The sequence below is a fragment of the Glutamicibacter sp. MOO4 genome, assembly GCF_056934395.1.
On the sequence record NZ_CM167800.1, the window covers coordinates 1,828,643 to 1,840,134 of the forward strand.

10 protein-coding genes are annotated in these 11,492 nt (G+C 54.8%); 3 read left to right on the forward strand and 7 right to left on the reverse strand.

The annotated features are described in order from the left end of the window. Positions 1 to 9 precede the first annotated feature (9 nt). The 3 genes from AC1Z3F_RS08515 to AC1Z3F_RS08525 form a co-directional block, all read right to left on the reverse strand. Positions 10 to 795 carry an SDR family oxidoreductase gene (locus tag AC1Z3F_RS08515; RefSeq protein ID WP_483565542.1) on the reverse strand — a complete coding sequence of 262 codons (786 nt, stop codon included), beginning with the start codon at positions 793 to 795 and terminating at the stop codon, positions 10 to 12. A gap of 28 nt (positions 796 to 823) precedes the next feature. After that, the gene (locus tag AC1Z3F_RS08520; RefSeq protein WP_242632464.1) at positions 824 to 2,146 is read right to left on the reverse strand and encodes an MFS transporter; all 1,323 of its coding nucleotides are present in this window, start codon (positions 2,144 to 2,146) and stop codon (positions 824 to 826) included. A 92-nt stretch (positions 2,147 to 2,238) separates the two neighbouring features. Beyond that, on the reverse strand, positions 2,239 to 3,282 hold the full coding sequence (locus AC1Z3F_RS08525; protein ID WP_242632465.1) for a LacI family DNA-binding transcriptional regulator: 1,044 nt from the start codon (positions 3,280 to 3,282) through the stop codon (positions 2,239 to 2,241). A 318-nt stretch (positions 3,283 to 3,600) separates the two neighbouring features. Between AC1Z3F_RS08525 and AC1Z3F_RS08530 the strand changes: the two genes are divergently transcribed. Beyond that, positions 3,601 to 3,735 carry a hypothetical protein gene (locus AC1Z3F_RS08530; RefSeq protein WP_483565543.1) on the forward strand — a complete coding sequence of 45 codons (135 nt, stop codon included), beginning with the start codon at positions 3,601 to 3,603 and terminating at the stop codon, positions 3,733 to 3,735. Positions 3,736 to 4,187: 452 nt separating this feature from the next. Next, positions 4,188 to 4,691, forward strand: a complete 504-nt coding sequence (locus AC1Z3F_RS08535; protein ID WP_483565544.1) for a hypothetical protein — start codon at positions 4,188 to 4,190, stop codon at positions 4,689 to 4,691. 153 nt (positions 4,692 to 4,844) lie between these two features. Here AC1Z3F_RS08535 and guaB read toward each other — a convergent pair whose 3' ends face one another. Together guaB and AC1Z3F_RS08545 are read right to left on the reverse strand one after the other, a co-directional pair. After that, a complete protein-coding gene (gene guaB, locus AC1Z3F_RS08540) occupies positions 4,845 to 6,350 on the reverse strand; it encodes an IMP dehydrogenase (protein WP_131088719.1) in 1,506 nt (501 codons plus the stop codon). Between the two features lie 121 nt (positions 6,351 to 6,471). Then, positions 6,472 to 8,565 carry an acyltransferase family protein gene (locus tag AC1Z3F_RS08545; RefSeq protein ID WP_131088720.1) on the reverse strand — a complete coding sequence of 698 codons (2,094 nt, stop codon included), beginning with the start codon at positions 8,563 to 8,565 and terminating at the stop codon, positions 6,472 to 6,474. 268 nt (positions 8,566 to 8,833) lie between these two features. Between AC1Z3F_RS08545 and AC1Z3F_RS08550 the strand changes: the two genes are divergently transcribed. Further along, the gene (locus AC1Z3F_RS08550) at positions 8,834 to 9,283 is read left to right on the forward strand and encodes a hypothetical protein (RefSeq protein ID WP_131088721.1); all 450 of its coding nucleotides are present in this window, start codon (positions 8,834 to 8,836) and stop codon (positions 9,281 to 9,283) included. A 235-nt stretch (positions 9,284 to 9,518) separates the two neighbouring features. Here the strand turns inward: AC1Z3F_RS08550 and groL are convergent, their stop codons facing one another. Further along, complete coding sequence (groL, locus tag AC1Z3F_RS08555; protein ID WP_131088722.1) at positions 9,519 to 11,123, reverse strand: chaperonin GroEL; 1,605 nt, start codon at positions 11,121 to 11,123, stop codon at positions 9,519 to 9,521. A gap of 33 nt (positions 11,124 to 11,156) precedes the next feature. Beyond that, complete coding sequence (groES, locus tag AC1Z3F_RS08560) at positions 11,157 to 11,453, reverse strand: co-chaperone GroES (protein ID WP_022874060.1); 297 nt, start codon at positions 11,451 to 11,453, stop codon at positions 11,157 to 11,159. Between the last annotated feature and the right edge of the window lie 39 nt (positions 11,454 to 11,492).

Sequence of the window (11,492 nt, forward strand, 5' to 3'; positions counted from 1 at the left end):
TGTCCCTTTCTAGTAAAGCTTCTCGGTGTTTCCGTCTACAGCCATGGCCTGGCCGTTGATGCGTAGTGCCATGGGGCTAGCAAGGAACACCGCCATGTTTGCAATGTCTGATGCTTCGACCAGCTCGTTCAGTGAAGACTGTGCGTGGTAAAGATTGGAGACTTCGTCGACAGGGCGTTGCAGCATCGTTGCCTTGGCCTCGATCACGGACTGAATCCGTGGACCGTTGACCGCGCCTGGACAAATAGCGTTCACGCGAATTCCTTCTGCCCCAAGCTCGATCGCCAGTGTTTTGGTCAAGCCGATAACAGCCCATTTTGAAGCGGAGTATGGGCTGCGTCCGGCCATACCGAGACGGCCTGCGGCAGACGACAGGTTAATAATCGATGCTCGGTCAGATTCTCGTAGAAGCGTCAGCAAGTGCTTGATGCAGAAGAACTGTCCGTGGACATTCACATCAAAAGTGCTTGTCCATCCTTGAGAGTCAATCGTCTCGATGGGACCAGTCGGTCCGGCAATTCCGGCGTTATTAACTAAGACATCAAGTCCGCCGAGGGATTCCTTTACCTGCGTGGCCAAACTGCGGACTTGTTTCTCGTCCGATACGTCGCTCACGGCAGCTTCAAATCCAGAAGCTTGAGCGGCGCGAACCGCATCGGCGCTAATGTCCGTAACGAAGACGGTTGCGCCGAGGTTCTTGAATTCTGTCGCAATTGCCAGACCGATGCCGGCGGCGCCTGCGGTGACAAGGACTCGTAAACCATCAAGGTCTAATTTGTTGCTTGAATTACTCATAATTCCGTTGCTCCTGAAAATTGTCGTTTTAGTGGCCGGAACCGTTGGCTGCGGAAGGGTCTTCTGTGCCTCTGCGTAATTTCAAAGTCAGCAACGCTCCCATGACGCACATGGCGACAATGAACCACAGCCCGGACATCTTGTTGCCTGTGATTTCCTCTAGGAGTCCCATGACGTAAGGGCCGAGGAATCCGCCGAAGAGACCGATGGTGTTCACAAACGCAATGCCTCCCGCAAGAGCCGCACCAGTCAGTCGCGTAGCGGGGTACGTGAAGAGGATCGGCTGAAGTGCAAAGAAGTTGAACGCTGCCAGGGAGAATCCGATCAATCCCAGAACAGGACCACCTAGTGCACCGAGGGTGAAACCTGCAACGATGCCGACCATGCTTGCACCGGCTATGGCTCGTGAGCGTGATCCATTGGTTGCTAGACGAGGTATCAGTAGTGCGCCGATTGCTGAGAAGAACCAAGGGATGGCAGTCAGCAGACCGATCTGAATAGAAGATAGTTCGCCGTAGGTGCCAATGATTGAAGGCAGGAAGAAGCTCAAGGCATAGACCGCGATTTGATGGGCAAAGTAGATCGCTACGACTAGGAGGATCTGTTTGTCCTTGAGTACGTGAATCAGTTTGGAATTACCGGCTGCCTTCGCGCCTGCGGTCTCTTCAGCCGCAATACGGGCTTCAAGATCTTCGGCCTCAGCCCTGCTCAGGAATTTTGCCTCGGTTGGTTTGTTTGGAAGAAGTTTCCAGACCGCGATAGCCAAGAAGCAAGCAGGGATTCCCTCGATAATAAACATCCACTGCCAACCGTGCAGACCGCCAAGGCCATCTAGAGTCAGCAGCAGCCCGCCCAGCGGAGCACCGATAACATTTGCAAGTGCCACGCCAAGCAAGAACAGCCCATTAGCGCGAGCACGGTCCTTGACCATGAACCACTGGGTGATGAAGTAAATGACGCCCGGGAAAAGTCCTGCCTCAGCGATGCCAAGTAGCATGCGCAAGATGTAGAAGGTCCATTCGCCTTGGACAAGCGACATGCATGCGGAGAGTATGCCCCAGGTGATCATGATTCTCATGATCCAAAAACGGGCGCCGACCTTATGCATGATCAGGTTTGAAGGGATCTCGGAAAGTGCGTAGGTCAGGAAGAACAGACCGGCACCGATTCCATAGGCGGTAGCGGATATTCCAAGGTCAATTTCCATGCGATCTTTAGCCATACCAATGTTGGTTCGATCGATGAATGCGATGACATACGCGGCGATGAGCAACGGCATGATGCGCCGGAAAATTACCTTGTTGAGCACCTCTGGTGAGCGCATGTTCGAAGTGGATTTTGTAGTCTGCATGAGACATTCCTTCTGCATGAGAGCATGACAATTAATGGCCCGTGGGCCTATTCAATGAATTTGACGCGATGAATGGATCTGGCTGGCGGATGCTATTCGCTGGTACAGCCACAAGTCACGCCAATGTGCAGGCCGTGACCACAAATGATTTGTTTATAGGTCTTTCGAGGTTCGACGATCTGCTCCAACAGGAGCTCGAAGGACTTTTCCGCCATCTCTTGAACTGGTTGAACAATCGTTGTCAGTCCGATGAGTTTTGATCGGCTTCGCTTAAGCCCATCCGAGCCCACAACAGCGACGTCCTGCGGTATTTTCAATCCGCGAGAAAGCGCATGTTCCATGACGCCCAGGGCAATTTCATCTGAGCCGCAAACGATAGCGCGTGGCGGGTTGCCTGAATCGAATAATCGTTTCGCGGCGACCTGCCCGCCTTCCGAACTAAGTTTGGTGCTAATTCGGCGCTCCCCCGTTATTCGGACTCCCCGAGAACCAGCGACTCTAACGAAGGCGTGCTCGCGGGTTTGCGAAGCGGTCGAAGTTCGCGGACCAATGATCGTAGCTACTTCGGTGTAGCCATGATCTAGCACGTGAGTCATCAGCTCCTCCGCAGCACTGTCATCATCTATGCCGACAAAATCGCCGGGTAGATGCTCAGAACTGCGGGACAGGCAAACGTATGGAATCCTTTTCTGGCGAAAAGTTCTCAACGAGCGAGAGTCTTCCCGTATTGCCGCCGCAATGATCACGCCGTCCACGTTTCGAGCGGCCAGTGTCTCTGCAACTTGCGCAAGCGCTTCCGGATCATCACCAGTTGTTGCAACAAAGACATCAAAGCCCGCAGCCGTGGTCGCATTGATGATGTGCTGAGACCAGTACGTATACATCTGGTTCACGATGTTGGGCAGAACCAACCCGACAACCCTGGTAAGCAACGGATCGTGGCCTTCGCCGGTGTTGTGTGGGCGGTAGCCCAATTCACCGGCCACCTTCAGTACGTGCCTTCGCGTTTCTGCAGAAGCACCGGGCCGTCCATTCATGATGTAACTGACCGTGGCAGCAGAAACGCCAGCGGTACGAGCGACGGCGGCAGCGGAGACGCGCGAAGGCCGAAGCGACAACTGCGACTGAATAGTCAACGCGCACCTCCATTGGTGAATTAAGTGGTTCTCAATACTTCCTGTGATCACCATTACAATTCATGAAAATGCGTTAAGCAACCTTAAGTAGTTCTGAACGCCTTCCGCCGGCCTAAGACGCTGTTGCGCGCGCATTGTTCACCGTTGATTGCAACCAAGCGTGAGGCACTTAAGACTACTTAAGCTAGTGAGCGCTAGTAGAAGACTAATTCAGCACGTCGTTGGGGTGGTCCGGTAACTAATCAGCTCAATTTCAAACGCGGGTAAGTTCAGCTCGCGTACCCGACTGGTGGTTCTGAAAAGGATCCATTGATTTGAGTGATGACCCATGAAGAAGCAGAAGAAGTGCCTCAGGCCTTGCCATTGCAAGCTGAAGGCCACGAAAGTCCAACGCTCACCAGTGTTTCAAGACTTATCGTGGCCCTCTTGAGGCTCATTATTGAGGTCCTCTAAGTGGTTCGCCATACGGCCGCTGAGCTCGGTGTAACCGCACTGGGCTCCGCACCTCTGAGAGGTGGCTACGAGGGACTTGGTGCCACCTAATCCCACGACGCCCCATTTCTGGAGTGCTCTTTTATTCTCCCACTTAAGTATTTAGCGCGCTAGGGAATTGTGGATCATATTCCAGGGTGCGAAGGACGGCATTTCAATTGGAAAAATCATCGGCTGGTTCAAAGAGGCCAAAGCAATCTTCAAGAGCGTATCCGGCATATGGTCGGCCATTCGAAGCGGACAGTTCGCGGCACAGATGGGTCCAGCAGCTGCGGAACTGGTAAAGGCGGCCCTTGGACTCAATGGAGTTGTCGCGGCCCGCTTCTAGGAAACCATGCGAAAAGATAAGGTGAAGTGTGCCAACAGAACAGACTAGATTCCCCTCACTCAGCCAATCAATCAGTGGCCATCTCATGACAGGGGCCGTCAAAGCCGTGCTGGCATTCTTGCTCGCCTGGTTATGCACTCTAGTTTTCAAACTTGATACCGCGCTCGGGCAATTGGCAGTTGCCCTATTCTGCTCCTACCTCATCGCAGAATTCATGAGCGCTGTCATTGAACGGCCGATAGTCAAACAGCGAAACCGGACCCAACCGGGAGGACTCGCGTATGTTCTCTTGCCGTTCTCAGCCGCCTTGCTCATTACTTTTGTTGCGACCTTCGGAATCACCAATGACATACCAGCCGCAACACTACTCCTGGCGCTTGTTGCAGTTCTCAATGCAGCAGAAATTCTCCTCACAAAGAGTTGGATTCCTGGTTTGTCTCCAGAAGAAGAACAGAGGATGTTTGATGATTTCAAGACGATGCCCAAAGAACATTTCTCTGACGACATAGACCGAATCACGTCGCAAGCTCGTGAGAACACAAAGAAGAAATACTTTGAAAAGAAGGAACGAGGAGACAGCTGGAACTGACCAGTGAACAAGGCTAGCCATCCAGTGAATTAGGAGAGCCACGCTACGGACAACACAACAGGTCCTCTGTGGAAATCCCTCAATCCTGAAACGAAAAATCCCGCCCAGAACAACGCTTGAGCGTCATCCCGGACGGGAAATTTTCAGATGAGTTTAGCGTGAACGGTAGTTCGGGGCTTCAACGGTCATCATGATGTCGTGCGGGTGCGACTCCTTCAGACCAGCGGAGGTGATGCGAACAAACTTGCCGCGCTCCTTCAGTGCTGGAATGGTTCGGCCACCGACGTAGAACATGGTCTGGCGCAGGCCACCGGTGAGCTGGTGAACCACTGCGGACAGTGGGCCGCGGTAAGGAACCTGACCTTCAATGCCCTCAGGGATCAGCTTCTCGTTGGAAGGTGCATCGGCCTGGAAGTAACGGTCCTTGGAGTACGAGGTGTTCTTGCCTCGGGTTTCCATGGCGCCCAGCGAGCCCATGCCACGGTAAGCCTTGAACTGCTTGCCGCTCATGAAGACGAGGTCACCAGGCGACTCTGCGGTACCTGCCAGCAGCGAGCCGAGCATCACCGAGTCAGCGCCGGCAACCAGTGCCTTGCCGATATCGCCCGAGTGCTGCAAACCGCCATCAGCGATCAGTGGCACACCAGCTGGGATAGCAGCCTTAGCTGCTTCGTAGATCGCGGTAACCTGCGGTACGCCAACACCGGCAACAATACGGGTGGTGCAGATCGAGCCTGGGCCCACGCCAACCTTGATGGCGTCAGCGCCGGCATCGATAATTGCCTGAGCACCCTCGCGGGTTGCGGCCTGTCCACCGATCACATCTACGTGGGCAGCAGCAGGATCCTTCTTCAGGCGAGCAATCATTTCCAGCACACCCTGGGAGTGACCATTAGCGGTGTCAACCACCAGGGCGTCAACGCCAGCGTCAATCAAGGTCATGGCGCGCTCGTAGCCTTCACCGAAGAAGCCAACGGCTGCTGCTACGCGCAAACGACCTTCGTCGTCCTTGGTGGCCAGTGGGTACTGCTCGGCCTTGTCGAAGTCCTTGACGGTGATCAAACCGGTCAGCTTGCCATCATCATCAATCAGCGGAAGCTTCTCGATACGGTTCTTGGAAAGCAGCTCGATAACCTTTTCAGGGGCTACGCCTTCCTGAGCGGTCACCAGTGGCATGCCGGTCATGACTTCGTAGACCTTGGTGGTCATGAACTGTTCGCGAGGAACAAAGCGGGTGTCGCGGTTGGTGATGATGCCCAGCAGCCTACGGTTCTCATCAACTACTGGCAGACCGGAGACGCGGTACTGTGCGCACAGCTCATCCCATTCAGCCAAGGTGGCGCCCGGGTGCACGGTGACTGGGTCGGTGATCATGCCCGACTCGCTACGCTTTACCTGGTCAACCTGCTTGGCCTGGGCCTCAATGGAGAGGTTGCGGTGGATCACGCCGATGCCGCCCTGGCGTGCCAGTGCGATAGCCATTGGGGCTTCGGTGACGGTGTCCATTGCAGCGGAGCTGATTGGCACTGCAATGTTGATGCGCTTGGTGAAGCGAGTGGTGGTGTCAGCGTCCGAAGGGATTACATCCGTCGGGCCAGGCAACAGCAATACGTCGTCGTAGGTGAGTCCTTCAAAGGCAAAGGGGTTGAACTCAGTCACGTAGGAACCTTTCGGAGCGGATGCGGAGGTTGGTTAAATGGTAGAGCCCTTTTGGCGCTAGCGTTATTCCCGTACGGGACTCTGTGTCCAAGCTCATGCGTTAACAGGTCTCCGATAGGACTTATTGCCAGCCGGTGGCCTTGGTGAAGGCATCAGCAAATTGGCGCTTGGCACTAACCACAAAAGTCTTGGATAGGTGTGAATCATCTAAGTACGTTGAAACATTACCGATCACAGCTTTGCAGACCCCATCAGGGCAGAGCAAGCCGGTCATATCTAATGAGACAACTTGCTCGCCATAATCATGCTTCGCCAAGAAATCTTGAACCGGATTGTCTTGGGCTAATGTCTCTGCGGCTGATCCGTCACAGGCTTCAGGGTGCTTGGCATGATTATCAACGCATTCGGCTATGGAGTAGGTGTAGCGCGGGGTATCGCGCATGGCGATGACCTTGCTGCCTACATTGAGGAATGGCTGGATAGCTTCGGCGTAGTGGTCCACCATGGTTTCCTGCTGCCCCGGCGTGCGGCCATCATCGGCTGTGTCGGCCACGGTCTTGGTGGCCGTGGTCATCACCATTTTGGGTTTCAGATCAGCGACATACTTTTTGGCTGCATCTTGGAAGTCAGCGCATTCAGGTTCTGAGCGGTCAGCATCGGAGCCGTAGCGGCATCCGGGGTGGAAGACCAGTACCCAGCTTCCGCCGGATTCTTCAATTGCGGAAGCGGCGGCCTCGGACCAGTGCTGCATGTGCGAATCCCCCAGCAACACCACATCTGGAGAACCATCAAAGTTTCCACCCTGTTCGCAGAACATGATGCGCTCGTCGTTAGGGCTGTTGGACCCGGCGCAGGAGCTCCCTGGAGACTGCCATTCATCTTCCAACTCGGTGGCCAAAGGCAACGTCAATGCGGCAGGTGAAGGATCCCAGTCCTCGGTTGCGGTGGCTCCGGGGTTATCGGCAACGCTTTGGGTGGCGGCGACGGCACTTCGGTGAGCCACATTGTTGGTCCACGCGGTCACCGAGAGGTTGACGATGCCCAGGCCAATGGCCACCACTGCCACCTGGCCGAGGACCCTGATACCTGTCTGCGGTACCCAGTGCGGGAAGCTGAAGTTGTTTTGCCAATTGACCGCCGGCTTCTCAACAAAGTTGGTGGTGACCCATGAAGCCGCGATGGCAGAAATGATCAGTACCGTTCCGTCAAGGAAGGAAGCGTGCTCCTTGCCGGAGGCTTCTAGGTAGAAGACCAGCATTGGCCAGTGCCACAGGTACATGCCGTAGGACAGGTCGCCGAGCTTCACCAATGGCTTCATGGACAAGAACCCTGATGGGTTGGCCCAGTTGCGAGGTGCAGGGGCAGCGATAATCATCGCGGCGCCTAGCGTTGGGACCAAAGCCATGAAGCCCGGGAACTGACCTTGGACATCCAGCACGGCTCCGCTGCCAATGATGGTGAGCATTCCTACCCAGCCGGCAACTCGGCGGATCTTCTCTGGCAGGGTGTTCAGCCAGGGCAAGGTCAGGGCGAACAAGGAACCGAGAGCAAATTCCCAAAGGCGTGCGCCGGTGTGGAAGTAGGCAACCTGCTGGTTAGTGGCAGTGATGTTGATGGAAAACGCGAGAGATCCAATGAAGATCAATCCGAAGAGCGTTCCGGCAACCCACGCGAAGTTGAAACGCTTGGAGAACAGCTTCCAGATCAGTGCACTGAAGGCCAAGACTATGGGCCAGAGAATGAAGATTTGTCCCTGAACGGATAAGGACCAGAAGTGCTGTAGCGGTGAGGCTGAGTCTGTGTTGAACGCGTAGTAATCGACCTGATGATTAGCCAGATACCAGTTCTGTTTGTAGAGCATTGATGCTCTGGACTGATCGATGAGCTCCACCCAGCGGCTACTGGGCAAGATGATCCAGGCGGCAACGATAACGCTGATGATCACCGTCGCAGCTTGCGGGATTAGTCTGGAGAACCGGTGCAGCCATCCAGTAATGAGTGGCGTGCGTTCACCGCGAGAAATTCTGCGAGCGGTGGATGAGGTGAGGAAAAAAGCGGAGAGCATCAAGAAGATGTCGACTCCCCCGGAGACCTTGGAGAACCATATGTGATAGCACATCACCAGCAATACGGCTAAGGCTCGAAGACCCTGTAAGTCGACCCGAAAGTCAGCACCTTTGGTGCTTTTCCGGGGCTGTTTGAGGGCGGTAGTCACAAGCTATGCTTCCGTCGGGGACTCGGGCATGACTTCGGTGTTTAATCTTCTTGACACGTCAGACAACTATTGAGCCTATCAATCGACACTGTGATCCCCACACAGGTTGGCACGCCCTACAGCGCTCCTCAAGCAATAAATGCAGAGCTTGTATTGAGCTGACTTGCGCAAGATTAACTGAGCCTTGGAACCGACAAATTCCCTGTGAACTTGAGGATTTGACGTGCGTCACCCCCATGCCAAAGAATCGTCATTTTATGATTGCCTAATGAGCCTTCAGTGGATGGGACCGATATCGACGACAATTGCAGTTTTGTTTGTCGTCTACCAGGGATTTGATGAACGGTCGCTGAGCAAGAAATTTTCAACTTTGGCGGAAGCGCGAACAAACCTGCCCGAGGGCAGCAGCACACAAAGATCAATAGATTCGACGTTAGCAATTTTGGCTGACAAGATCGAACGCCAGTCACGACCACGTCGCCTTTTAGATTGGCTTAGCATGTTCGCGAAGATCTTGTTGACTTTGGCGTTTCTGTTGTTCACCTCGCAATGGGTCATCACGGCGGGATTCGATAACCCGGAGGACATGGATGAAACTTCCAGAAATCTGGCGGAAATTGCCTATGGCTTTGGCCTGATCTGTAGCGAGCTAGGAATAGCCATACTCATTATCGTGCTGTTTACCAAGCACGAGAAAACGCACATACTGAAGAAATAGATTTTCCGATTGGCGGTTTGCCGAGTTTGCGGAACGACCACGAGAATGACTTGATCGAGCATCCCGCCGAAGTCACCTTGCACCAGACAACCGACGCGAATTCATTATGCAACTCCAAAACCTGATGCTAACAGCCAATCCTCGTAGTTGAATATCGAACTACTAATGAAAAGAAGCCGCCGCCGGCTCAAGTAAGAACTTGATCCGACGGCGGCTTCAAAGCCTAGTCAATGACTTAGTGGCTGTGTGCGTCTTCCGCAACCTCAGTGGCCTTCTCGGCTACCAGGGTTTCGGTGGTCAGCACGAGTGCTGCGATCGATGCTGCGTTGCGCAGTGCCGAACGGGTGACCTTGACTGGGTCAATGACACCTGCGTTGATCAGGTTCTCATAAACACCGGTCTTGGCGTTGAAGCCCTCATTAGCTGGAGACTCTGCCACCTTGGAAACAACTACTGAACCGTCGAAGCCGGCATTGGTAGCGATCCAGAACATTGGCTGAACCAGTGCACGGCGCACGATGGCCACACCAGCTGCAACGTCACCTTCAAGGCCAACAATGGAGCTATCGGTATCAAGAGCAGTCAGAGCGTCAACCAGGGCGGTACCGCCACCGGCAACGATGCCTTCTTCAAGGGCGGCACGGGTAGAGGACACTGCGTCCTCGATGCGGTGCTTGCGTTCCTTGAGCTCAACCTCGGTGGATGCGCCCACCTTGATGACGCCGATGCCGCCAGCCAACTTGGCCAGACGCTCGGAAAGCTTTTCGCGGTCCCACTCCGAATCGGTGCGGTTCAGCTCAGCCTTCAGCTGGGCTACACGCTCAGCAACATCTTCATCGGTTCCGGCACCATCAACGATGGTGGTGGAATCCTTGGTGATGGTTACGCGGCGTGCGGAACCAAGAACCTCGGTGCCTACCTGATCCAGGGACAAGCCCAGTTCTGGGGAGACAACCTGGGAACCGGTAAGGATAGCCAGGTCCTGCATCATTGCCTTGCGGCGGTCGCCGAAGCCTGGAGCCTTGACGGCTACCACGTTCAGCAGGCCACGCAGCTTGTTGACCACCAGGGTGGAAAGGGCTTCGCCCTCAACGTCCTCGGCGATGATCAGCAGTGGCTTCTTGGTTTCCAGAACCTTTTCCAGCAGTGGCAGGAATTCAGCCACGGTGGAGATCTTGGCAGGGTTGATCAAGATCAGGGCGTCTTCCAGAACAACTTCCTGGCGCTCCTGGTCGGTGATGAACTGTGGCGAGAGGTAGCCCTTGTCGAACTGCATACCCTCGGTCACTACCAATTCGGTAGCGGTGGTGGAGGACTCTTCAATGGTGATGACACCATCGGTGCCAACAGTCTTAAAAGCCTCAGCAAGCAGTTCGCCGATTTCATCGGACTGAGCGGAGATGGAAGCAACGTTGGCAACCTTATCCGCTACCTCTACTGCGTTAGCAGCCAGTGCCTGCGAAACAACCTCGGTGGCCAGCTCGATGCCCTTACGGACATCACCTGGTGCAGCACCTGCAGCTACGTTCTTCAGGCCTTCCTTAACCAGTGCCTGAGCGAGCACGGTGGCGGTGGTGGTACCGTCGCCTGCTACGTCATTGGTCTTGGTGGCTACTTCCTTGGCCAGCTGTGCGCCAAGGTTTTCATATGGATCTTCAAGATCGATCTCACGCGCAATGGTGACACCGTCATTGGTGATGGTCGGGGCGCCCCAGGTCTTGGCAAGCACCACGTTACGACCGCGTGGGCCGAGGGTAACCTTCACCGTGTTCGCGAGCTTATCAATGCCCGCTTCGAGTGCGCGTCGCGCTTCCTCGTTGAATGCTAGCTGCTTAGCCATGCATTTTCTCCTGAAACTTTAGAGAGGGTGGCGTTACTTTACGACAACTGCCAGTACGTCGCGAGCCGAGAGTACGAGGTACTCTTCGTTGCCGACCTTGACCTCGGTTCCGCCGTACTTCGAGTACAGAACTACGTCGCCTTCAGCAACGTCTACAGGAACGCGGTTACCCTTGTCGTCAATGCGGCCGGGGCCTACTGCAACAACGGTGCCTTCCTGTGGCTTTTCCTTAGCGGAATCAGGGATAACAAGGCCCGAAGCGGTGGTGGTTACGGCTTCGACCTGCTTGATGACAATGCGGTCTTCGAGCGGCTTGATGGAGACAGACATGGTCTCTCCTTTTCGTGTACGAACCAATGGTGGTAGGGG

What these genes read in the sequence shown, in the direction of transcription:
- AC1Z3F_RS08515 (WP_483565542.1), bottom strand. Translation starts at nt 795, where the DNA reads ATGAGTAATTCAAGCAACAAATTAGACCTTGATGGTTTACGAGTCCTT.
- AC1Z3F_RS08520 (WP_242632464.1), bottom strand. Translation starts at nt 2,146, where the DNA reads ATGCAGACTACAAAATCCACTTCGAACATGCGCTCACCAGAGGTGCTC.
- AC1Z3F_RS08535 (WP_483565544.1), top strand. Translation starts at nt 4,188, where the DNA reads ATGACAGGGGCCGTCAAAGCCGTGCTGGCATTCTTGCTCGCCTGGTTA.
- AC1Z3F_RS08550 (WP_131088721.1), top strand. Translation starts at nt 8,834, where the DNA reads ATGAGCCTTCAGTGGATGGGACCGATATCGACGACAATTGCAGTTTTG.
- groL (WP_131088722.1), bottom strand. Translation starts at nt 11,123, where the DNA reads ATGGCTAAGCAGCTAGCATTCAACGAGGAAGCGCGACGCGCACTCGAA.
- groES (WP_022874060.1), bottom strand. Translation starts at nt 11,453, where the DNA reads ATGTCTGTCTCCATCAAGCCGCTCGAAGACCGCATTGTCATCAAGCAG.